Origin of the sequence: Streptomyces sp. NPDC021224, assembly GCF_044332905.1 — a bacterium.
Lineage (GTDB): Bacteria > Actinomycetota > Actinomycetes > Streptomycetales > Streptomycetaceae > Actinacidiphila.
Genome location: NZ_JBIRPW010000002.1, coordinates 328054 through 350205, shown reverse-complemented (window position 1 = coordinate 350205; position 22152 = coordinate 328054). Strand labels below are relative to the sequence as shown.

General features: G+C 72.8%; 22 protein-coding genes. 4 read left to right on the top strand and 18 right to left on the bottom strand.

The genetic code is table 11. The features are described 5' to 3' along the window. Window positions 1-22 precede the first annotated feature (22 nt). Window positions 23-1147 carry an ABC transporter ATP-binding protein gene (locus ACH4PY_RS06640; RefSeq protein ID WP_398176650.1) on the top strand — a complete coding sequence of 375 codons (1125 nt, stop codon included), beginning with the start codon at window positions 23-25 and terminating at the stop codon, window positions 1145-1147. Between the two features lie 217 nt (window positions 1148-1364). On the opposite strand, the gene ACH4PY_RS06635 is transcribed toward ACH4PY_RS06640, so the two are convergent. From ACH4PY_RS06635 to ACH4PY_RS06595, 9 genes are all read right to left on the bottom strand, one after another. Next, window positions 1365-1796: a rhodanese-like domain-containing protein gene (locus ACH4PY_RS06635; RefSeq protein ID WP_398176648.1), complete on the bottom strand. Its 432-nt coding sequence runs from the start codon at window positions 1794-1796 to the stop codon at window positions 1365-1367. Further along, a complete protein-coding gene (locus tag ACH4PY_RS06630; protein ID WP_398176646.1) occupies window positions 1796-2311 on the bottom strand; it encodes a cysteine dioxygenase in 516 nt (171 codons plus the stop codon). The genes ACH4PY_RS06635 and ACH4PY_RS06630 overlap by 1 nt, the downstream gene beginning before the upstream one ends. Window positions 2312-2377: 66 nt before the next feature. Continuing rightward, window positions 2378-2464, bottom strand: a complete 87-nt coding sequence (locus tag ACH4PY_RS06625) for a putative leader peptide (protein ID WP_398177597.1) — start codon at window positions 2462-2464, stop codon at window positions 2378-2380. A 218-nt stretch (window positions 2465-2682) separates the two neighbouring features. Then, on the bottom strand, window positions 2683-3174 hold the full coding sequence (locus ACH4PY_RS06620; RefSeq protein WP_398176644.1) for a DUF3180 domain-containing protein: 492 nt from the start codon (window positions 3172-3174) through the stop codon (window positions 2683-2685). Between the two features lie 69 nt (window positions 3175-3243). Beyond that, window positions 3244-3855, bottom strand: a complete 612-nt coding sequence (gene folK / locus ACH4PY_RS06615) for a 2-amino-4-hydroxy-6-hydroxymethyldihydropteridine diphosphokinase (RefSeq protein ID WP_398176642.1) — start codon at window positions 3853-3855, stop codon at window positions 3244-3246. Further along, window positions 3852-4211, bottom strand: a complete 360-nt coding sequence (gene folB, locus ACH4PY_RS06610; protein ID WP_398177594.1) for a dihydroneopterin aldolase — start codon at window positions 4209-4211, stop codon at window positions 3852-3854. The genes folK and folB overlap by 4 nt, the downstream gene beginning before the upstream one ends. A gap of 84 nt (window positions 4212-4295) precedes the next feature. Then, window positions 4296-4766: a nuclear transport factor 2 family protein gene (locus ACH4PY_RS06605; RefSeq protein ID WP_398176640.1), complete on the bottom strand. Its 471-nt coding sequence runs from the start codon at window positions 4764-4766 to the stop codon at window positions 4296-4298. Beyond that, on the bottom strand, window positions 4763-5707 hold the full coding sequence (gene folP, locus ACH4PY_RS06600) for a dihydropteroate synthase (protein ID WP_398176638.1): 945 nt from the start codon (window positions 5705-5707) through the stop codon (window positions 4763-4765). Before folP ends, ACH4PY_RS06605 begins: the two co-directional genes overlap by 4 nt. A gap of 24 nt (window positions 5708-5731) precedes the next feature. Next, on the bottom strand, window positions 5732-7648 hold the full coding sequence (locus ACH4PY_RS06595) for a phosphatidylglycerol lysyltransferase domain-containing protein (RefSeq protein WP_398176636.1): 1917 nt from the start codon (window positions 7646-7648) through the stop codon (window positions 5732-5734). 210 nt (window positions 7649-7858) lie between these two features. On the opposite strand from ACH4PY_RS06595, the gene ACH4PY_RS06590 reads away from it, so the two are divergent. Further along, window positions 7859-8980 carry an alpha/beta hydrolase gene (locus ACH4PY_RS06590; protein ID WP_398176634.1) on the top strand — a complete coding sequence of 374 codons (1122 nt, stop codon included), beginning with the start codon at window positions 7859-7861 and terminating at the stop codon, window positions 8978-8980. Between the two features lie 20 nt (window positions 8981-9000). Here the strand turns inward: ACH4PY_RS06590 and folE are convergent, their stop codons facing one another. The 6 genes from folE to ACH4PY_RS06560 form a co-directional block, all read right to left on the bottom strand. Further along, the gene (gene folE, locus ACH4PY_RS06585) at window positions 9001-9609 is read right to left on the bottom strand and encodes a GTP cyclohydrolase I FolE (protein WP_398176632.1); all 609 of its coding nucleotides are present in this window, start codon (window positions 9607-9609) and stop codon (window positions 9001-9003) included. Between the two features lie 174 nt (window positions 9610-9783). Continuing rightward, window positions 9784-11850: an ATP-dependent zinc metalloprotease FtsH gene (gene ftsH / locus ACH4PY_RS06580; RefSeq protein ID WP_398176630.1), complete on the bottom strand. Its 2067-nt coding sequence runs from the start codon at window positions 11848-11850 to the stop codon at window positions 9784-9786. Window positions 11851-12097: 247 nt separating this feature from the next. Further along, on the bottom strand, window positions 12098-12652 hold the full coding sequence (gene hpt / locus ACH4PY_RS06575; protein WP_398176628.1) for a hypoxanthine phosphoribosyltransferase: 555 nt from the start codon (window positions 12650-12652) through the stop codon (window positions 12098-12100). Window positions 12653-12711: 59 nt separating this feature from the next. Next, window positions 12712-13707 (bottom strand): tRNA lysidine(34) synthetase TilS, encoded by a 996-nt coding sequence (gene tilS, locus ACH4PY_RS06570; RefSeq protein ID WP_398176626.1) that lies wholly within the window; start codon window positions 13705-13707, stop codon window positions 12712-12714. Between the two features lie 237 nt (window positions 13708-13944). Then, window positions 13945-15129 carry a zinc-dependent metalloprotease gene (locus ACH4PY_RS06565; protein ID WP_398176624.1) on the bottom strand — a complete coding sequence of 395 codons (1185 nt, stop codon included), beginning with the start codon at window positions 15127-15129 and terminating at the stop codon, window positions 13945-13947. Between the two features lie 178 nt (window positions 15130-15307). Then, window positions 15308-15802, bottom strand: coding sequence for an inorganic diphosphatase (locus ACH4PY_RS06560; protein ID WP_398176622.1), 495 nt, complete (start codon window positions 15800-15802; stop codon window positions 15308-15310). Between the two features lie 87 nt (window positions 15803-15889). On the opposite strand from ACH4PY_RS06560, the gene dacB reads away from it, so the two are divergent. Beyond that, window positions 15890-17305 carry a D-alanyl-D-alanine carboxypeptidase/D-alanyl-D-alanine-endopeptidase gene (gene dacB / locus ACH4PY_RS06555; protein WP_398176620.1) on the top strand — a complete coding sequence of 472 codons (1416 nt, stop codon included), beginning with the start codon at window positions 15890-15892 and terminating at the stop codon, window positions 17303-17305. A 311-nt stretch (window positions 17306-17616) separates the two neighbouring features. On the opposite strand, the gene ACH4PY_RS06550 is transcribed toward dacB, so the two are convergent. Together ACH4PY_RS06550 and ACH4PY_RS06545 are read right to left on the bottom strand one after the other, a co-directional pair. Further along, a complete protein-coding gene (locus ACH4PY_RS06550; protein WP_398176618.1) occupies window positions 17617-19128 on the bottom strand; it encodes a threonine/serine exporter ThrE family protein in 1512 nt (503 codons plus the stop codon). A 7-nt stretch (window positions 19129-19135) separates the two neighbouring features. After that, entirely contained in the window at window positions 19136-19852 is a 717-nt protein-coding gene (locus ACH4PY_RS06545) for a DedA family protein (protein WP_398176616.1), read from the bottom strand. A gap of 327 nt (window positions 19853-20179) precedes the next feature. Between ACH4PY_RS06545 and ACH4PY_RS06540 the strand changes: the two genes are divergently transcribed. Further along, window positions 20180-21550 carry an ABC transporter ATP-binding protein gene (locus ACH4PY_RS06540; RefSeq protein WP_398176614.1) on the top strand — a complete coding sequence of 457 codons (1371 nt, stop codon included), beginning with the start codon at window positions 20180-20182 and terminating at the stop codon, window positions 21548-21550. Between the two features lie 58 nt (window positions 21551-21608). Here the strand turns inward: ACH4PY_RS06540 and ACH4PY_RS06535 are convergent, their stop codons facing one another. Then, the gene (locus tag ACH4PY_RS06535) at window positions 21609-22130 is read right to left on the bottom strand and encodes a DinB family protein (RefSeq protein WP_398176612.1); all 522 of its coding nucleotides are present in this window, start codon (window positions 22128-22130) and stop codon (window positions 21609-21611) included. Window positions 22131-22152 lie beyond the last annotated feature (22 nt).

Sequence of the window (22152 nt, the reverse complement as noted above, 5' to 3'; positions counted from 1 at the left end):
GGGACGGACGGGAGCGGGCGCGGTGATCAGGTTCGAGAACGTCAGCAAGCGCTACCCCGACGGCACGCTCGCCGTCGACGGGCTGGACCTCGAAGTCGGCGACGGCGAGCTGGTCACGCTCGTCGGGCCGTCCGGCTGCGGCAAGGCCACGACGATGAAGATGGTCAACCGGCTCATCGAGCCCACCGGCGGGCGCGTCCTGCTCGACGGCCGCGACATCGCGACGGTGGAGCCGGTCGCGCTGCGCCGCGGGATCGGGTACGTCATCCAGCACGGCGGGCTCTTCCCGCACCGCACGGTGCTCGACAACACCGCGACCGTGCCCGCGCTGCTCGGCTGGAAGCGGGCGGCGGCCCGCGCGCGGGCCGCCGAACTGCTGGAGCTGGTCGGCCTCGACCCCGCCGTCTTCGGCCCCCGCTACCCCGACCAGCTCTCCGGCGGCCAGCGGCAGCGCGTCGGCGTGGCCCGCGCCCTCGCCGCCGACCCGCCCGTGCTGCTCATGGACGAGCCCTTCGCCGCGGTCGACCCGGTCGTGCGCGAACGTCTCCAGAGCGAGTTCCTCGCCCTCCAGGCGCAGGTGCGCAAGACGGTGCTCTTCGTCACGCACGACATCGAGGAGGCCGTACGCCTCGGCGACCGCATGGCCGTCTACGGGTCCGGCCGCGTCGAGCAGTACGACTCCCCCGCCGCCGTGCTCGGCGACCCCGCGAGCCCCTACGTCGCCGAGTTCGTCGGCGCCGACCGCGGCCTCAAGCGGCTGTCGGTCACCGCGATCACCCCCGCCGACCTCGACCGGGCGCCGCTGCTGCGCCTCGACGAGCCCGCGTCGCCCGCGGCCGCGGCCCTGCGCGCGCAGAGTGCCCGGTGGGCGGTCGTGCTCGACGCGGACGGCGCCCCGCACGGCTGGGTCCCCGCCGCCGACCTCGCGCGCGGTGGGGCCGTCGCCGACCACACCCGCCGGATGCCCGCCCGTGTCGCGCTCGGCGCACCGCTCAAGCAGGCGCTGAGCACGATGCTCCAGCACGACGCCGGCTGGGTCGCCGTCCTGGACGGCGACCGCTTCGCGGGCGTCCTCACCCCCGCGAGCCTCCACGAGGCCCTGCGCCGCTCGGTCCGCGCGGGCGTCCCGGTGGAGTCGGTGAGCTGACCGTCAGCGCGTTCTGACCGTCAGCGCGGCTGACGGTCAGGCACGGATGCGCAGCCGAGCTGACGATCGGCCGACCCGACCCGACCCGCGCCGAGCCGACGTGCCGGGCCCGCGCCCCTCAGCCCCCGTGACCGTCAGCGCGGCTGACGATCGGGCCACCCGACGCGCCGGACCCCCTCCACCCGTCAGCCCGCCCGACCGTCAGTGCCGCTGACAGTCAGTGGCCCGGACCGGCGATCGAGGCTGACGGGCGGGTCGGGGTGCCGTCCGGTGCGGTCACCGGGAGGCCCGCCGCGCGCCACGCCTGGAAGCCGCCCGCCAGATCCGTCGCCGCCGTCAGGCCGAGTTCCCGCAACGACGCCACCGCGAGCGTCGAGGCGTAGCCCTCGTTGCAGATCACCACCACCGGCAGCGCGTACGACCCGACCTCCGGCAGCCGGTGCGAGCCGTCCGGGTCGAGCCGCCACTCCAGCTCGTTGCGCTCCACGATCACCGCGCCCGGGATCGTGCCGTCCCGGTCCCGCAGGGCCGCGTACCGGATGTCGACGAGCAGCGCCCCGGCTTCCGCCGCGGCCCCCGCCTCCGCCGGGTCCAGCCTGCGGTAGGTGGCCCGCAGCGCGGCCAGGTGCGCGTCCAGCGAAGGCGCCATCACCACTCCTCGGGGCGCTCGACCAGCTCCAGCCGCAGCGTGCCGCCCTTGCGGCTGAAGCGGCGCATGAGCGGCAGCGGCGGGTAGTAGGCGTGCACGGACACCGCATGGCTGCGCGGCGAGCGGTTCTCGACCTGGTGCACATGGTGCCGCCCGAACGCCCGCCCCCGGCCCTCCGGCAGGACCCGGCTGCGGTCCACCCCGTCGGCGAGCTCCAGTGCCCGCCAGCCCTCGGCGGGCAGCGGCACCGCGAGCGAGAGTTCCGTCAGCTCACCGGCCGCGGTGACGAACGCCCCGTACGAGCCGCCGTGGTCGTGCCAGCCGGTCTCGGCGCCCGGGGGCCAGCCGATGAGCCAGGCCTCGGAGCCTGCCGGGCCCTCCAGGCGCACCCAGGTGCGGCCGTCCGGGTCGAGCGGGAGATCGCGTACGAGCGCGGTGTCGGCGGCGGTGCGCCGCGCGAAGTCCAGCAGCTCCGCTGCGGTGGGGGCGGTGGTCTTACGGCGTGAGGTGAGCATGGGTATCCACCCGGGGATGCGAAGGTTGACGGCGGGCCCGGAGGCGCGCTGAACACCGCGGTGCGGTCAGCGCGCGGCCGTACACACGCAGCCCGCGTACCGGAGGAGGTCCAGGTGGACCCTCCGGGTCAGCTTGGGCGTACGTACCTTCACGTTCCCGAACTTCCCACGCACCCCCCTCCGGGGTCAACCTCCAAAGCGCTCACCCTGCGCGCAGCCCATGCCGCGCAGGGCAACAGACAGGGGCGCGTGGGGGCACCTCCCAGGCGGAGCCTGGGGGAGAACTGTGCGACAAGCCACGACGCGCGGACGATCGCGCAAAGCACCCCCGGGGGCACCCCGGAGCGCGCAAGGCCCGAGCCCCCCGGGGCTCAGCGGCGGGTCGGGTGGGCTCCCGGCGGACCGTCCTGGTCCTCCGGGAGTTTGCACACGCGCTCCAGGAAGATCGCCGCGGCCACCACGAGGACGCCCGCGAGGAAGGCGAGGCCCGCGTAGACGGCCTGCTGGCGGCGCGGGTCCATGTCGAGCTTGTACATGATGAGGTAGAGGCACGTGCCGCCGTACATCCCCGCGACGAGTGCCGCGACCAGCGCGCTGGCCTGGGCGAAGACGAGGGCGCGGGCGGCGGCGAGCGGGTCGACGGCCTTCGCGCCGGGGCGGCGTTCGCGCTGGGCCCGCAGCCGCGAGCGCAGGGAGAGGCCGGTCGCGAGGAGTGCGGCCGCTATCACCGCCAGGACGATGGGCGCGGCGACGGGCACGCCGGGCAGGGTGCCCAGCGTGTCCCACAGCCGTGCCGCGGCCCACGCCACGACCAGGGCGGCCGCGAAGAGCCCTGCCAGCGTCCTGATTCGCAGTGTGCTCACCGAGCGCCCGCCTCCATGTCGACCATCCCCCTACGAACTTCCGGCCGATCACGGCCATTCACGCAACGTCTACTCGGGCAGCCGAAGTTCCAGGTCGTCGCGGCGCTGGACGCCCTGCCGGTCGACCGTGGCGATCAGGTCGGCGACGGGGCCGCGGCCGGGGAACTCGGCGGCCGGGTCGACGTCGTACCACGGTACGAGGACGAAGGCGCGCTCGTGGGCGCGGGGGTGGGGCAGCGTGAGGACGGGGTCGTCGGAGCGGACGCCCTGGTAGGCGACGATGTCCACGTCGAGGGTGCGCGGGCCCCAGTGCGCGGCGCGGACCCGGGAGTGGGCCTCCTCGATCGCGTGGGCGCGCTCCAGCAGGGAGCCGGGCGGCAGGGTGGTGCGGATGAGGACGACGGCGTTGAAGTAGCCGGGCTGGCTGTCCGCGGGCACGCCCCACGGCTCGGTCTCGTAGACCGGGGAGACGGCCTTGACGCGCACCCCGGGAGTGTCCTCCAGCGCGTCGACGGCTCCCTGGAGGTTCTCCAGCCGGTTGCCGAGGTTGCCGCCGAGGGAGATGACGGCGGTCTGCGGGTTCTGCAAGGTGCTGTCGGCCGCGTCGACGGCGGCGACGACCGCGGCGGGGACGGGCTGGACGGTCGGGTCTGCGGACTGCTGCGGCCATTCGGCGGTCACGGGCGCCTCCGGGTGATGGTCACGGTCACGTCGTCGAAGGGCACGGCGATGGGCGCGTCGGGCTTGTGTACGGTCACCTCGACCTCCTGCACGGCCTCGTGCCCCAGGCAGGTGTCGGCGATGCGCTGGGCAAGAGTCTCGATGAGGTCGACGGGTTCGCCGGAGACGACGGCCGCGACCTCCTCGGCGACCACACCGTAGTGCACGGTCCTGGCGAGGTCGTCACCGGCTGCCGCCGGGGCGGTGTCCAGCCGCATGACCAGGTCGATCACGAAGATCTGGCCCTGCTCGCGCTCGTGCTCGAAGACCCCGTGGTGTCCGAGCACCTTCAGTCCGCGCAGTGCGACGGTGTCCAGCGCGGCCGTGCCCGCCGCGTTCCCGGTGTTCCCGGTGTTCCCCGCACCCGCCGTGCCCGTCGTGTTCATCGCGCTCACCCTCGCTCATTCCTCGTTCTCGGCCGCTGCGGTCTCGTCGTCCTGTTCGGCGAGCACCGGGGAGCCGTGGTGGACCCAGAGCTGCCAGCCGTCGGCGGTGCGCCGGAAGACGTTGGTGGCCACGACGAGGCCGCCGACGAGGGACGAGCCCGCCGGGTCGTCCTCCTCGGCGGGGCCGCCGGTGAGGATGTTCTCGGTGCAGGTGACCACGGCGGCGTCGCCGTCCACGCCGATCTCGACGTCGGTGAGGAAGAACTGGATGTAGTCGGTGTTGGCCATGATGAGCGCGAAGGACCGCATGACCTCGCGGCGCCCGCGCAGCACGGGCCAGCCGGGGTGGACGACGGCGACGGTCTCGGCGAGCGGCCCGTCGAGGACGACCTCCTCCAGGGCGTCGAGGTCGGAGTTCTCCACCGCGTCGTAGAAGGCCTGGTTGGCCCGCTCGACCGCGCGTGCCTCCGCCGTCTTCGCCGTCATGCGCCCGCCCCCGTGCCCTCGGCCCGCCGGCCGCCCGGATCCGTACCCCCCGGGTCCGTACCACCCCGGTCCGTGCCGCCCGCCGCCGCGGAGATCGCGTGGGCGACGCGTACGGCGTCGGCGCTCGCGTGCACCTCGTGCACCCGCACCGCCCAGGCGCCCTCGCGGGCGGCGATCGCGGTGACGGCCGCGGTGGCGGCGTCGCGCTCGCGGGCGGGCGGCGGCGGGGCGGCGGTGTCACCGGCCAGGACGCGGCCGAGGAAGCGTTTGCGGGAGGCGGCCACCAGCAGCGGGCGGCCGAGCGCGCGCAGCTCGCCGAGGTGGGCGAGCAGCGCCAGGTCGTGCGGGGTCTCCTTGGCGAAGCCCAGGCCCGGGTCGAGGACGACTCGGGCGGGGTCCACGCCCCCGGCGACCGCGCGGTCCAGGGCGGCGCGCAGTTCGTCGAGGACCTCGCGGAGCACGTCGGCGTAGACGGCCCGGTTGTTCATGTCGATGCTCTGGCCGCGCCAGTGCATGACGACGAAGGGCACCCCGGCGGCCGCGACGACGGGGATCATCGCCGGGTCGGCCTGGCCGCCGCTGACGTCGTTGACCAGCGAGGCGCCCGCGGCGACGGCCTGCTCGGCGACGCTCGCCCGCATCGTGTCCACGCTCACGAGCACCCCGGCGGCGGCCAGCTCGCGCACCACCGGGAGCACCCGGCGCAGCTCCTCGGCCTCGTCCACCCGCGCGGCACCCGGCCGGGTGGACTCGCCGCCCACGTCGACCAGGTCGGCGCCCTGGGCGACGAGGTCCAGCCCGTGCTTGACGGCCAGCTCGGCGTCGAACCACCGCCCGCCGTCGGAGAACGAGTCCGGCGTGACGTTGACCACGCCCATGACCGCGCAGCGGTCCCACTGCGGCAGTCCTACGGGTCCGGCGGGACCCTGCTGGGTACTCATGCGTCCCAGCGTAGGCGGTACGGGTCAGGCGACCGCACTCCGCTTGTCCGCGCCCTCGTGGCCCTCGCCGTCCGCGCCGGTCTGGGCGCCCTCGCAGGCCTCGCGCGCCGCACGGGCGGCGACGTGGTCGGGCGGGGCGGCGTAACCGGAACGCTGACGGTGCGGGCGGCGGGCCCGGCCGGGCAGGAAGCGCTGGACGGCGTCGGGCAGCGGCAGCGACAGCGTCACGAAGCCTTCGGCCTGCATGGTGGCGAAGCCGATACGGGGCAGGTCGCGCGAGTTGGGGAAGACCAGGAAGCGCGGCACCCACTCGGGCTGGAACTTCGCGTTGAACTTGTACAGCGACTCGATCTGGAACCAGCGGGACAGGAAGACCAGCAGCCCGCGCCAGCCGCGCAGCACCGGTCCGGCGCCGATCCGCTCGCCGCGGGCCAGCGCCGAGCGGAACATCGCGAAGTTCAGCGACACGTGCGCCACGCCGAGCCCGGGGGCCTGCTGGAGGGCGGCGACGATCAGCAGCTCGTTCAGGCCGGGGTCGGCGCTGCGGTCGCGGCGCATCATCTCCAGCGACATCCCGTCCCGGCCCCAGGGCACGAAGTGCAGCACGGCCCGCAGGTCGCCCAGCTCGGGGTGGGCGGCGCCCGAATCGGGCTCCTTGTGGGCGGTGACGACGACGCAGTCGCCGTCCACGTCCTCCCCGAAGCGGCCCAGGGCCATGGAGAAGCCGCGTTCGGTGTCCGTGCCGCGCCAGGCGTCGGCGGCCAGCCTGACCTGCTGTTTCTCGTCCTCGCCGAGGTCGCGCACCCGGCGTACCCGGGTGACGTACCCGGCGCGCTCGATGCGTTTGACCATCTGCCGCACATTGCGCATGGCGCGGCCTTCGAGGGTGAAGCGGTCGGTGTCGACGATTGCCTCGTCGCCCAGTTCCAGGGCGTCCAGGCCGGTCTCGCGGGTCCAGACCTCGGCGCCGGTCTCGCTGCACCCGACGATCGCGGGCAGCCAGGCGTGGGCGCGGGCCAGGTCCATGAAGCACTCGATCGCGCCTGGCCACGCCTCGACGTCGCCGATGGGGTCGCCGCCGGCCAGTGCCACGCCGGAGACCACCCGGTAGCAGACGGCGGCCTTGCCGCTGGGCGAGAAGACCACGGACTTGTCGCGGCGCAGCGCGAAGTGCCCGAGCGAGTCGCGGGCGCCGTGCCGGGCCAGCAGCGCGCGCAGCCGGTCCTCGTCGGCCTCGCTCAGCTCGGCGACCGGGCGGGCCGGGCGCAGCGCGAGGTAGGCGGTGGAGGCGGCGATGAGCAGGCCGAGGCCGCCGAGGGAGTAGCCGACGAGGTCGTTGACCCGGTCGCTGGAGTACTCGACGGGCCCCTCGATACCGAAGAGGCCGAGCAGCACGTGCTGGCAGCGGTCGAGCAGCCCGGGGTTGCCGCGTTCGGAGGCGGGGTGGGCGCTGGTGATGACGAGGCCGAGGGCGAAGGCGAAGAGGCTGAGCCCGACGAAGTTCAGCAGCGCCCGCCAGCGGGTGCGCGGGTCGGACAGCGCGGTGAACTCGCGCCGGTTGCGCACCAGCACCGCGAGCAGCACGAGGGACACGCACGCGCCGAAGTACGAGTGCCGGTAGATCAGCTGGGTGGCGGCGCCGACCGGGAGCAGGGCGACGGTGGCCCACCACGCCCGGACCTTTCCGCGTTTGAGGGCGTGCGCGAGCATCAGCAGCAGGATGCCGGTGACGATCGCGGTCGCACCGGCCAGGGTGCTGACGGTGCCCGGGAAGACCGCGGCCATGTGGTGCATCCGGCCGTTGCGGAAGGCCGGGAAGACCGCGGAGATCACATCGAGCAGCCCGATGACCGCCGTGGCGGTGCCGATGATCCTGGGCACGGCCCGGGACGGCACCGGCCAGCGGTGCCTGCGCTCTGGGCACTGACGGTCAGCCGACATCACACACCGCCCGCGGAACCTGTTCCAGGCTTTCGCCCTCTAGCACTACAGACATGAGTCACCAAACCACAGCATCACCGGGAAATCACGGGCACATCCCGCAATCTGCTCCAGTACGAATTTTTGCGCCCTCTAGGACGGAAACCTGGCTGCTCGGGTTGCGTCCCGGACCGTATCACTGGACGCCGACGCAGAAAGTCTCCAGCCGACATGGGTCTCACGAGCAAGAAGGTGCTGCTGGCAGCCACGCTGCTGGCCCTCACGCTGTTCATTCTCACGGTGTGGCTCTGGCCACGGCTCTCCCGCCGCGGCCTCGTGCCGGTCCTCGGCCGGGTGGGGATCCTGCTGGGCACCCAGCTGTCCCTGATGGCCGTGATCGGGCTCGCCCTCAACACGTCCTTCGGCTTCTACGCCTCCTGGGCCGATCTCTTCGGCCGCAACACCACGCCGGGTGTGGTGGTCGACCACAGCCTCGGCTCGCCGCAGGACGGCGGGATGCGGGTGCTCGGCACCGTGCGCCCCGGGGTGCCGGGCGGGGCGATCCCCAAGCGCGGCGGGCAGATCCAGAAGGTGGCCCTGGCGGGCGGCACGACGGGCATCACCAGCACGGCGTACGTCTATCTGCCGCCCGAGTACTTCCGTGAGCCGACCGCCCGCTTCCCCGCGGTGCTGGTGCTCACCGGCTACCCGGGCACGGCGGAGTCGCTCTACAAGAAGCTGAAGTACCCGACGGTGAACGCGCAGCTGGTCAAGGACCACCGCTCCCGGCCGATGGTGCTGGTGATGATGCGGCCGACGGTGGCCCCGCCGCGGGACACCGAGTGCACGAACGTGCCGGGCGGCCCGCAGGTCGAGTCGTACTTCGCCAAGGACGTACCGGCGCTGATCACCGCCCGCTACCGGGTGGCGACGGGTGGGCGGAACTGGGCGGTGATGGGCGACTCCACCGGCGGCTACTGCGCGGTGAAGCTCACCCTCAGCGACCCGGGCAGCTTCTCGGTGGCGGTGGGCCTCTCACCGGACTACAGCGCCCCGATGGACGCCACGACCGGTGACCTCTACGGCGGCGACGCCCGGCTGCACCGCGAGGCGAACCTGCTGTGGCGGATGGGCCATATGCCGCACCCGCCGGTGAGCCTGCTGGTGACCAGCAGCCGCAAGGGCGAGCGCAACTACAAGGACACCCTGAGTTTCATCCACCTGGGGGGCGGCCCGACCCATGTGTCGTCGATCATCCTGCCGAGCGGCGGCCACAACTTCACGACGTGGTCCCGTGAGATCCCGCCGGCCCTGGAGTGGCTCAGCTCACGTCTGGGCGGGACCTTCTCCTGACCGCCGCACGCGTGCGGGGCTCAGCCGCGGCCGATGATGAGGCTCATCGCCTCGGACCGGGTGGCCGGGTCCCGCAGCTGCCCCCGCACCGCGGAGGTGATCGTCTTGGCGCCGGGCTTGCGCACCCCGCGCATGGTCATGCACATGTGCTCGCACTCGACCACGACGATCACCCCGCGCGGCTCCAGGATGCGCATGAGGGCGTCGGCGATCTGCGTGGTCAGCCGCTCCTGCACCTGGGGGCGGCGGGCGTAGACGTCGACGAGGCGGGCCAGCTTGGACAGGCCGGTGATCTTGCCGGACGACGAGGGGATGTAGCCGACGTGGGCGACGCCCACGAAGGGCACCAGGTGGTGCTCGCAGGAGGACATCACCTCGATGTCCTTGACCAGCACCATCTCGTCGTGCCCGAGGTCGAAGGTCGTGGTCAGGACGTCCTCGGGCTCCTGCCACAGGCCGGCGAATATCTCGCGGTACGCACGGGCCACGCGGGCCGGGGTCTCCCGCAGGCCCTCACGGTCCGGGTCCTCGCCGACGGCGAGGAGCAGCTCGCGCACGGCGGCCGCGGCGCGCTTCTCGTCGAACTCGCCGATGGTCCCCTCGCCGTCGAGCGTCACGGGGTCCGTCATGGGGTGCCTCGTTCCTGCGGTGCTGACAATGCCGTGAGCGGTGCGGCCCGGGGCGGCGGGGCGACAGCCCGGCCACTTGCGGAAAAAGGCCGCGGTCCCAGGGTAGAACCCTGGGACCGCGACCTTCATTCCGGGCTGCCCCCCGACCTGCGGCTTCGCCGCGGGTGCGGGTGGTCAGCTGTCGCTCTGACCGTCCTCCGGCGGGGCCGTCGGCTCGGCGGAGGGCTCGGCCGGGGGCTTGGCGGTGGTGACCGCCGCCGGGCCGCTGCCGTTGGCGGGCTGCTGGCTGCCGTTGGTCAGCGCCAGCTCCTTCGGCGAGAGCACCGGGGGCCGGGTGGACGGCGTACGGCGGGCGGAGCCCGTCCAGGCCGGACGCGGCGGGCGCTTCACGATCGGGGCGAAGATCTCGGCGATCTCCTCCTTGTTCAGCGTCTCCCGCTCCAGCAGGGCGAGCACCAGGTTGTCGAGCACGTCGCGGTTCTCGACCAGGATCTCCCAGGCCTCGTTGTGCGCGGTCTCGATCAGCTTCTTGACCTCCTCGTCCACCAGCCCGGCGACCTCTTCGGAGTAGTCGCGCTGGTGGCCCATCTCACGGCCGAGGAAGGGCTCGGAGTCGGAGGAGCCGAACTTGATCGCGCCGAGGCGCTCGGTCATGCCGTACTGGGTGACCATCGCGCGGGCCGTCGCGGTGGCCTTCTCGATGTCGTTGGACGCGCCGGTGGTCGGGTCGTGGAAGACCAGTTCCTCCGCGGCGCGGCCGCCCATCATGTACGCGAGCTGGTCGAGCATCTCGTTGCGCGTGGTCGAGTACTTGTCCTCGTCGGGCAGCACCATCGTGTAGCCGAGGGCGCGGCCGCGGGAGAGGATCGTGACCTTGTGCACCGGGTCGGAGCTGGGGGAAGCCGCCGCGACCAGGGCGTGACCGCCCTCGTGGTACGCGGTGATCTTCTTCTCCTTGTCCGACATGATGCGGGTGCGCTTCTGCGGACCGGCCACCACGCGGTCGATGGCCTCGTCGAGCACCGAGTTGTCGATCAGCTTCTTGTCGCTGCGGGCGGTCAGCAGCGCGGCCTCGTTGAGCACGTTGCTGAGGTCCGCGCCGGTGAAGCCCGGGGTGCGGCGGGCGACGGCCATCATGTCGACGTCCGGCGCGATGGGCTTGCCCTTCTGGTGGACCTTGAGGATCTCCAGGCGGCCCATCAGGTCCGGCGGGTCGACCGCGATCTGCCGGTCGAAGCGGCCCGGACGCAGCAGCGCCGGGTCGAGGATGTCGGGCCGGTTGGTCGCGGCGATGAGGATCACACCGCCCTTGACGTCGAAGCCGTCCATCTCGACCAGCAGCTGGTTGAGGGTCTGCTCACGCTCGTCGTGGCCGCCGCCGAGGCCCGCGCCGCGGTGCCGGCCGACGGCGTCGATCTCGTCGACGAAGACGATGGCCGGGGCGTTGGCCTTGGCCTGCTCGAACAGGTCGCGCACCCGGCTGGCGCCGACACCGACGAACATCTCGACGAAGTCGGAGCCGGAGATCGAGTAGAACGGGACGCCCGCCTCACCGGCGACGGCCCTGGCGAGCAGCGTCTTGCCGGTACCGGGGCGGCCGTAGAGCAGCACGCCCTTGGGGATCTTGGCGCCGACGGCCTGGAACTTGGCCGGTTCCTGGAGGAACTCCTTGATCTCCTGGAGCTCCTCGACGGCCTCGTCGCAGCCCGCGACGTCGGAGAACGTCGTCTTGGGGGTGTCCTTGGTGATCAGCTTGGCCTTGGACTTCCCGAACTGCATGACGCGCGAGCCGCCGCCCTGCATCTGGTTCATCAGGAAGAGGAAGACCACGACGATCAGGACGAAGGGCAGCAGCGACAGCAGGATGCCGACGAAGGCGTTCTGCTTGGACTGCGAGACGGTGTACTTGTCCGGGAGCTGGACCCCCGGGACCTTGCCGTCGACGATCTTCTGGAGGTCCTGGGCGATGGCCGCGCCCTGGTCGCCGATGTAGCTGGCACGGACCTTGGAGCTGCCCTCGATCTTGACGCCGTCCTTGAGCTGGACCTTGATCGAGTTGTCGTCGCCGGTCGTCAGCTCGGCGGACTTGGCCTGATTGGTGTCGATCGCGTGCAGGACCGCGCCGGTGTCAACCGTCTTGTAGCCGCCGCCGGACCCGACGACCTGCATCAACACGACCACGGCGAGGACAACCAGCACGATCCACATGACTGGCCCACGGAAATAGCGCTTCACGTCCATCCATGCGGGGCGTATCCGCCCCGTCCCTCCTGCCACAGTGAGGCACCTCACCGCCTGTCAGGCGGCCTGTGCATCCGGTGTTGTAATGACCCGACCTTCGGACGGTACCCCAGCATTGTCACCCGAGGGCGCCGCCGACTGTTAACCAACCCGCTTTCCTGCTCCAACGCCGGGAAATCGGCGCAGGTTCCCCGGGGCCTCCCGGGCGGATCCGGCCGGCCCGCGAGGGGGCCGGCGGGAGGGCCGGTCAGCCGCCGTAGACGTGCGGCGCGAGGGTGCCCACGAAGGGCAGATTCCGGTACTTCTCGGCGTAGTCCAGGCCGTATCCCACGACGAATTCATTGGGAATGTCGAAGCCCGTGTACTTGACGTCGATCTCCACCTTGGCCGCCTCGGGCTTGCGCAGCAGCGTGCAGACCTCCAGCGAGGCCGGGCCGCGCGAGCCCAGGTTGCTGATGAGCCAGGAGAGCGTCAGGCCGGAGTCGATGATGTCCTCGACGATCAGCACATGGCGGCCGGCGATGTCGGTGTCCAGGTCCTTGAGGATGCGGACGACGCCGGAGGACTTGGTGCCCGCCCCGTAGGAGGACACCGCCATCCAGTCCATCGTGACGGGGGTGGACAGGGCACGGGCCAGGTCCGCCATGACCATGACCGCGCCCTTGAGGACGCCCACGATCAGCAGTTCCCGGCCCGCGTAGTCCTGGTCGATCTGCGCCGCCAGCTCGGTGAGCTTCGCGTCGATCTCGGCCTGGGAGATGAGTACCTTCTCCAGGTCCGTGCCCATGTCGATCTCGTTCACTGCCTGGTACGTCCTCAGCTGCTCGGGTCCACGTCGGCGCACGTCGGCCCACCCAATGGCTACGACGGCGAGAAGAACAGTCTGCCACTGGCCCGCAGGACGGCGACGCCGCCCGGCAGGTTGAGGGCCTTCTGGCCGTGCCAGCCGGTGACCAGGCGGTCCACCTCTTCGATGTGCCGGGCGAAGAGGAAGCCGGGCGGCGAGCCCGCCGCGATGGCGGTACGGCGCAGCACCCGGCGGCGCACCGCGGCGGGCAGCGTGGACAGCCGCCGTACGTCGAGGCTGCCGTCGTCGCCCGCCGCGTCGGCCTGGGCGTCGGCGGCCCACTGGTCGAGGGCGTCGGCGTCGTCCCGGGAGAGCTGGGCGGTACGGGCCAGGGCCTCGACGACGCCTTTGCCGAGCGACTTCTCCAGCACCGGCAGCGCCTCGTGGCGGACCCGCGAGCGGGTGTAGGCGGGGTCGTGGTTGTGCGGGTCCTCCCACACCGTGATGCCCTGGGCCAGGCAGCCCTGGCGGACGGTGTCGCGGTCGAGCAGCAGGAAGGGGCGGCGGTAGCGGCCGCCGACGCCGGACACCGCGGCCATGCCGGACAGCGAGCGGATCCCGGAGCCGCGGGCGAGTCCGAGCAGCACCGTTTCTGCCTGGTCGTCGCGGGTGTGGCCGAGCAGGACGGCCGCGGCGCCGAAGCGTTCGGCGGCGTCGTCGAGGGCGGCGTAGCGGGCGTCGCGGGCGGCGGCCTCGGGGCCGCCCTGGCGGCCGACGGTCACGCCGACGGCGTCGACCGGGTCGAGGCCGAGGGCGCGCAGCCGTCCGGCCACTTCCTGCGCGCGCACGGCGGAGCCGTCCTGCAGGCCGTGGTCGACGGTGACCGCGCCGGAGCGCACGCCGAGGCGGGGGCCCTCGAAGGCGAGGGCGGCGGCGAGCGCCATGGAGTCGGCGCCGCCGCTGCATGCGGCGAGCACCAGGGGGTGCGGGTCGGCGGACGAGCCGAGGACGTCGTGCAGGACGCGGCGGACCGCCAGGCGTATCGCCGCGACCGTGGGGTGGGGTCCCATGTCCGGTTCCCTCCTGAGGAGGCTGGGTGCGAGAACGTCGCCGAGCGCGGGAAGCTCGTGAAGTTCCGGAGTTGATGACGCAGGGTATTCAGATGGTGACAGAAGCCCGGGCATTACCCGAGCATCGCACGCCCTACCCTGCGCATACGGTCCCTCGGACGGGTGAACCAGGGGCGCGTGCCCCCGCCCGGGGGCGCGGGCGGCGGGCGGCGCGCCGACCCCGTACGGACCCCGCGGTCAGCCGTCGGCGGCGGGCCGGGCGTGGACCCGGGCGACCCACTCCGCGGGCTTGGCGATCTCCGCCTTGGTGGGCAGCGTGTTCGGCGACGTCCACACCTTGTTGAAGCCGTCCATGCCGACCTCGTCGACGACCGCCCGCACGAAGCGCTCGCCGTCGCGGTACTGCCGCAGTTTCGCGTCCAGGCCCAGCAGCCGGCGCAGCGCCTGGTCGAGGCGTCCGGCGCCGCTGGCCCGGCGGCGGCTGAACTTCTCCCGGATCTCCGCGACCGAGGGCACGACCTCGGGCCCGACACCGTCCATCACGTAGTCGGCGTGGCCCTCCAGCAGCGACATGACGCCGGTCAGCCGGGCCAGGATCTCCCGCTGCGAGGCGGTCTGCACCAGATCGACGAGGCTGCGCCCGCCGTCCGGCTCCTCCTCGCGGGCCTCGGCCTCCTCCTGCTCCTTGGCGCCGTTCTGCCCGCCGAAGGACTGCACGGCCTGCCGGACCCGCTCCACCACGGTCGAGGCGTCCAGCTCGGTCTCGCCGAGGAAGGCCTGGATCTCGGCCTCGATGTGGTCGCGCAGCCACGGCACCGCGGAGAACTGGGTGCGGTGCGTCTCCTCGTGCAGGCACACCCACAGCCGGAAGTCGTGCGGATCGACGTCCAGCTCCCGTTCCACGTGCACGATGTTCGGGGCGACGAGCAGCAGCCGCCCGGCCCGCGACTGCCCCGGGGCGGGCTTGACCGGTCCGGCGGGCATCTCCCGGCTCGGCGGGGCGAACGTCTCGTACTGCCCGAGCACGCGGGAGGACAGGAAGCTCAGCAGCATCCCGACCTCGACACCGGTGACCTTGCCGCCGACCGTGCCGAGCACGGCGCCGCCGGGGCCGCCGGGACGGCGCTCCTGCATCTTGACCAGCAGCGGCTTGAGGACCTCGCGGAAGCCCGCCACGTTGGCCTTCACCCATCCGGCGCGGTCCACGACGAGCACGGGGGTGCCGTGCGGCGGCGCGTCCTCGTCGTACATCCGGGTGAAGCCGCGTACGTGCGCCTCGGAGTCGAGCGCGTGCCCGCGCAGCTCGGCCACGATCGCGCGCGCCTCGTCCCGGCTCACCTCCGGGCCCGGCCGGGTGAGCCGGGTCGCCGTGGCCACGGCGAGGTTCCAGTCGACCATCTCGCTTCCACCGATGCTCGTCATGCCTTCACGGTACGTTGCCGGTCCGTGCTTTGGGGCGCCCGCAGCCGGGCGGGAAACCCGGAAAGAACCCGGAGAAGCCCGCGGAGCCCCGCGGAACCCCCGGGAACGCGGAAGGGGCGGGCCGTGCGGGGTCTCCCCCGCGGCCCGCCCCTCGGCGAAGGCGGTGCGGCGCACGCGCTCAGTGGCCCGGCCCGTGCTCCTTCAGGCGGCGGAAGGAGTCCTCGATCTCCGCCTCGGCCTCGGCGCGGCCGACCCAGTCGGCGCCCTCGACGGACTTGCCGGGCTCCAGGTCCTTGTAGACCTCGAAGAAGTGCTGGATCTCCAGCCGGTCGAACTCGCTGACGTGGTGGATGTCGCGCAGGTGCTCCACCCGCGGGTCGGACGCCGGCACGCACAGCACCTTGTCGTCGCCGCCGGCCTCGTCCGTCATACGGAACATGCCGATGGCGCGGCAGGTGATCAGGCAGCCGGGGAAGGTCGGCTCGTCCAGCAGCACCAGGGCGTCCAGCGGGTCGCCGTCCTGGCCGAGGCTGTTCTCGATGAAGCCGTAGTCGGCGGGGTAGCTGGTCGAGGTGAAGAGCCTGCGGTCCAGGCGGATACGACCGGTCTCGTGGTCCACCTCGTACTTGTTCCGCGAACCCTTCGGGATCTCGATCGTGACGTCGAACTCCAAGGCCGTACTCCTCCATGATCAGCGCATAGTGCGGGTGGTTAAGTGTCTCCCACGCAAGTGGGTGGTCGCGAAAGGGGCTGGTCGGGGGTGCCGCTCAACAGAACGGTGCAGGTCGTGGGGATATCGGCGGCGGTGGGCGCGGTGCTCGCCGCGGTCGCGGTGACCGCGGCGGGACCGTGGGACGCGGGCCAGCGTACGGCCGAACGGTCCTGGGCCGCATCGCGCTCGCCCGGGGCGAAGCACACCGGGCCGCACGCCGCGCCCGGCACGCCGTGCGGATCCGGCGGGGCGTGCGCGGACACCGACCTCGTCGGGGCCCACGCGCCCACCGCCGGGCCGGTGTTCGCCGCCGCCGGGAGCGGGCGGGCGCCCGCCTCGCTCGCCGCGGACCTCACCGCGCGGCTGCGGCCGCTCATGGCCGCGCCAGGCCTCGGGACGGTACGCGTCGGGTCCGTGGTCGACGTCGCGAGCGGGCAGGTGCTGTACGACCGCCGGTCCGGCACCGCGTCGACGCCCGCCTCCACCACCAAGCTCGCCACCGCGGTCGCCGCGCTCGGGACGCTCGGCGACGCGTACACCCTCACGACCAGCACGGTCGCCACCGACGACGACCGGGTCGTGCTCGTCGGCGGCGGCGACCCCACCCTCACGCTCGACGGCCTCGCCGCCGACACCGCCACCGCGCTGCGCGCCCGCGGGACGACCTCCGTGCACCTCGGGTACGACACCTCGTACTACTCGGGGCCCACGCTCCACCCCATCGGCGTCAACGAGAACCTCGCGCCCGTCACCGCGCTCATGGTCGCCGAGGGCCGCCTCGACCCCGGCAGCAGCGGGCCCGCGACCCGCTCCCTCGACCCGTCCCGCGCCGCCGCCCAGCAGTTCGCGCACCTCCTCGAAACCCACGGCATCACCGTGACCGGCAGCCCGAAGAAGGCGAGCGGCGCGGGCGGGGCGCGGCTCGCCGTCCACCACTCGGCGCCGCTCGACCAGCTCGTCGAGCGCATGCTCACGGACTCCGACAACGACATCGCCGAGGCGCTCGCCCGGCAGGTCGCCCGGGCGTCCGGGCAGCCGCTCAGCTTCGCCGGTGTCGCGAAGGCTCTTCCGCAGGCGCTGCGGACGTACGGGGTGCCGCTCGGGGACGCCGTCTTCACCGACGGCAGCGGGCTCGACCGGGACGACGCGGTGCCGCCCGCGGCGCTCACCCGGCTCCTCGCCCTCGCCGCGTCGCCGGAGCACCCGGAGCTGCGGCCCGTTCTCGACGGGCTCCCCGTCGCCGCGTTCACCGGCACGCTGGCCTCCCGTTTCTCCGCTGCCGCGGGGGCCGGGGTGGTCCGCGCGAAGACCGGCACGCTGACGGGCGTCAACACGATCGCCGGGGTGACGGTCACCCCGGCGGGCCGGATACTCGCCTTCGCGTTCATGACCAAGGGCTCGACATCCGCGTCCGCGGCGGAATCCGCGCTGGACGCGCTCGCGTCCGAGCTGGCCACGGGATGACGCCCCCACCCGGCCTCGTCCGGTGCGCCGCGCGACCTCCCCCCGGCGGGGGCTTCTCGCTCCGCCCTGCCCCTTGCGGTGGGCGTCGCGACCTTGCGGCACGTGGGTGGCTTGTCGCGCAGTTCCCCGCGCCCCTGAAAAACGAGTGCCCTCGCCCGCAAGGAGAGGGGCTCGCGCATGCCGCGCAGGGCGACACACCAGGGGCGCGTGGGGGTACCTCCCAGGCGAAGCCCTGGGGGAGAACTGCGCGACAAGCCACGACGGCGGGAAGGTCGCGTGAAGCACCTCCGGGGGCACCCCGGGGCGTCCGGTCAGAAGCCGCGCGTGCGCTTCGCGGCGAGGCGGGGGGCCGACGGGCCCGGCGTGGGGAGCGCGAGGCGGGCGACCTCGTTGCCGAGGTTGACGCCGATCGCGAGGGCGAGGGCCAGCGCGGCAGCGCGCGTGAGCTGGGTCGCCCCGGCCGACGCATGCCCCTGGGTCACCGCGAGCAGCCCGAAGTACGTCGCGGACCCGGGCAGCAGCGGCCCGATCGCCGCGGTCACGTACGGCAGTACGGACACGTACCGGTAGCGGGCCATGAGCTGGCCGAAGAGCCCGACGAGCCCCGCGGCCGCGGCCGTCGCGGCGACCTGGTTGCCGCCCGCCTGGAAGTGCAGGACGCCGTAGACGGTCCAGGCGACTCCCCCGTTGAGGGTGGCGAGCACGAGCACTCCCCGTTCGCACTGGAGCAGCACCGCGAAGGCCAGCGTCAGCACCATCGCGGCGATGAGCTGGACCCAGGGCTGGTCGTACGCGCGGAGCGCCTGGTCGGGGTTGAGGGTGACGCCGAAGCGGACGCCCGCGTAGAGGACGAGGGTGACGCCGATGACGATGCCGACGACGAGGTAGATGACTTCGAGCAGGCGCGCGGACGCGGTGATGTAGAAGCCGGTGAGGCCGTCCTGGACGGCGGCGACGAGTGCGCGGCCGGGCAGCAGCGCGAAGAGCCCGCCGGTGATGACGGCGGAGGACTGGACCCCGGCCGTCCCGGGGATCCAGTGGGCGCGGTCGACGAGGACGCCCATCGCGGCGGCGGGCATGGCCGCGGCGGCGAACTGGTAGAACTCGGGCAGTCCGCGGCCGGCGAGCAGCCAGGCGAGCCGGTCGCCGACCATCGCGGCGAGCGCGGCGGCGAGGAAGATGATCAGGTTGCCGCCGACGAGGAGGCTGGCCGCGCCCGCGAGCAGCCCGGCGGCGCCGGTGAGGAACCAGCTGCTGTACGGGTGCCGGTTGCGCCGGATGTCGGCGAGCCGCCGGTACGCGTCCTCCAGGGTGACGTCCCCGGCGGTGATGTCGTCGACGAGGTGGTAGACGGCGGCGAGCCGGGTGTAGTCGGTGCCGCGGCGCCGCACCGTGCGGGTGGAGCTGAGCGGCGGTTCGGTGAGGGAGGGCTGGTAGGAGATGCCGAGGAGGGTGAAGGTGACGTTGGGCTCGACGCGGACGAGCCCGTACGCGTAGGCGACCCCGAGCATCGCCGCCTCGACGTCCTCCGCGCCCTCGCCGCCCGCGAGGAGCAGTTCGCCGATGCGCAGGGTGAGGTCGAGGACGCGGGGGACGGACAGCGCGTGCCCGGACTCCTGGCGGGCGAGCAGGCCCTCGGGGACGGGCCGCTCGGTGACGGAGAGCCGGACCATGGTCCGCATGCGGTCCTGCCACCGGGCGTCGTGGGGCGGCAGGGCGATGACGGGGATGCCTTCGGGCGGGGTGAAGGCCGAGCCCGCACCGCCGAGCGGCTCGGGCGGCGTGTACGCCGACGAGCCGTCCCCGGGGCGCGGGCCCGCCACGGCAGCCTCAGCCCTTCTGCGCGCGGTGGCGCCCGCCGCTGCGCTGGGCGGCGGTGCCGGCCAGTTCGCCGGAGTCGGCCGCGCCGGCGGCCGGGCCCTCTGACTGTCCCTTGCGCCGGGCGCGCAGGTATTCGATGCCGAGCGGGATGACGGAGATGAGCACGACGAGGACGAGGATCGCCTCGATGTTGTTCTTGACGAAATCGATCTGTCCGAGCCAGTAGCCCAGCAGGGTCACGCCGGCGCCCCACAGGGAGCCGCCGATGACATTGAAGGTGGCGAAGGTGCGGTAGTTCATTCGGCTGACGCCTGCGACGATCGGCGTAAAGGTCCGGACCACCGGAACGAAGCACGCCATCACGATGGCTTTCGAGCCGTGCTGCTCGAAAAAGCCGTGGGCCTTCTCGATGTTCTCCATCTTGAAGAGCCGGGAGTCGGGCCGCCGGAAGAGCGAGGGCCCCACCTTGCGCCCGAACCAGTAGCCGACCTGCTGCCCGACGACGGCGGCCAGCGCGATCAGCACCGCCACCAGGCCCAGCGGCTTGTCGAGGGTCCCACCTGCCACAAGGAGCCCGGTGGTGAACAGCAGCGAGTCGCCGGGCAGGAAGAATCCGATCAGCAGGCCGGACTCCGCGAACACGATCACCAGGACGCCCCACAGGCCGTATGTGTTGATCAGGTGGTCGGGAGAGAGCCAGCTCGGACCGAGCGCGAGGTTCGTCACGCTCCAAAAGTATCAATGGAGTGTTGATACAAACGTTCCGCAACCAGTGTGCGGTGGACTACCTTCTCCGCAGCGTCACCCCCGCACCACCGCAAGTCCGGCAAGTCTTACCCCTTGGATCACATGCGCCACAAGCGCATCAATCACGCCAAGCACTCCCAGCACCCCGGGCCTCACGCACATCCCACGCATCGAACGCATCGAACGCATCGAACGTCACATTTTTCCCATGCGCCACACACTGCGAGCGCCGCACAGGCGACTCCTCTCCCTCCCTCCCCCCCACGTGTCCCGTCACCGCGTCCGAACCACCTGGCGGCTCCCGTTATGACTCGCGCCATCACCCTGCACGAAGTTTCCAAGTACTACCCGAAAGAGCCGTCGCCAGCCGTGGACCGGTTCTCGCTGGACATCGCCCCGGGCGAGTTCCTGGTGCTCCTCGGGCCGTCGGGCTGCGGCAAGTCGACGGTCCTGCGGATGATCGCCGGCCTGGAGGACATCACGACCGGTGAGCTGCTGCTGGACGGCGAATACTCCAACGACCTCGCCCCCGGCGACCGCAAGATGGCGATGGTCTTCCAGAACTTCGCCCTCTACCCCAGCATGACCAGCCGGGAGAACATCGGCTTCCCGCTGCGCTTCGAGATGCCGGGCGAGGACCACGGGCCGCGGATCGACGAGACCGCCCGCACGCTGGGCATCGAGGAGATCCTGGACCGCTTCCCCGGGCAGCTGTCCGGCGGCGAGCGGCAGCGCGTCGCGATGGGCCGGGCGATCTCCCGGCACCCCTCGGTCTTCCTGATGGACGAGCCGCTGTCCAACCTCGACGCGAAGCTGCGCTCGCATCTGCGCGCGGAGATCGCCCGGCTCACCCACGGCATGGGCGTCACCACCGTCTACGTCACCCACGACCAGGCCGAGGCGATGTCGCTCGGCGACCGGGTCGCGATCATGCGCAGCGGTGTGCTCCAGCAGGTCTCGACCCCCCGGCTGGCCTACCACCTGCCGGAGAACGTCTTCGTCGCCGCCTTCGTCGGCACCCCGCGGATCAACCTGCTCCAGGCGACCGTGCTCGCCCCGCTCACCGGCGGGATGTGGATCGACTTCGGGCGGCAGCGCCTGGGCCTGCCCGAGCCGCTGAACTACGACCACCAGATGCTGCGCATCCAGCAGGGCCGCAACATCATCGTCGGGCTGCGGTCGGAGGCGGTGCGGATCGCGCAGCCGAGCCAGGCGCAGCCGGGCGAGGTCGTGCTGTCCGGGATCGTCGAGCACGTCGAGTACCAGGGCCACGAATCGCTGGTGCACCTCAACACGGGGTCGCGCCCGGCGATCGTGCCGGAGCTGGAGGCACCGCGCCCGGAGGCCGCGAAGAACGGCTCACGCCGGTCGGTGACGGCCGGGTCGGGGCTCGGCAAGCTCGCCCAGAAGGCGGCCCGGCGGCTCCAGGCCGGTGTCGTGGACCGCGAGCCGTCCACGGGCGCGCACGCGTCCGGGTCCTCCCCGGTCTCGGTCATCGACCGCCCCTCGACGCCCGAGACACAGACCGGCGACCTCGTCGTACGGACCGGGCCCGACGTCCGGCTGCGCCGCGGCGACCGCGTCCCGCTGCTGGTCGACCTGGCGCACCTCTATGTCTTCGACAACACCGGCCAGCGCATCTGCCCGGCCCCGACCCGGGCGCCGCGGCTCGAATAGCCCCCCCACCGGGCGGGACCCGGCCCCCTCCCGGGCCCCGCCCGTCACCCGCACGCGGTCAGTCCGCCGCCAGCTCCGCCGCCGGGAGCTGGCCTTCGGCGTCCCGCAGGTGGTGGCGCAGCTCGTGCAGCGTGTGGGCGGCGAGCCAGCGCAGCGGGCGCTCCGCGCGCTCGGGGTAGGTGTAGACGAGCGCACGGTCCCAGTCACCGGGCCGCAGGCGGTCGAGGGAGTGGGCGAACATCCCGGCCGCGTCCAGCAGTTGCCGCGCCACGTCGTCGGGCCGCTGGTCGGCGTAACCGTCGTGCTCCACCCGCTCGTCGCGCCCCATCGGCTCGGCGACCGGGACATCCGTCCGCCGCGCGGCGAGCACCCGCTCGCGCTGCACCAGCAGCACATCGCGTACGTGGCAGGCGTATTCGAGCGGCGACCACGTCTGCGGCTCCGGCCGCCGCCGCAACGCCCCCTCCGGCGCGACGAGGAGGAACCGCGGGTACGCCCCGGCGGTGGCCCGGATCTGCCCGGCGAACTCCCCGGGGGTCCCGAGGTCGTACACGAACCCGCACTCCTGGCATGAGGTCATGGGGTGAGCGTAGGCCCGGCGG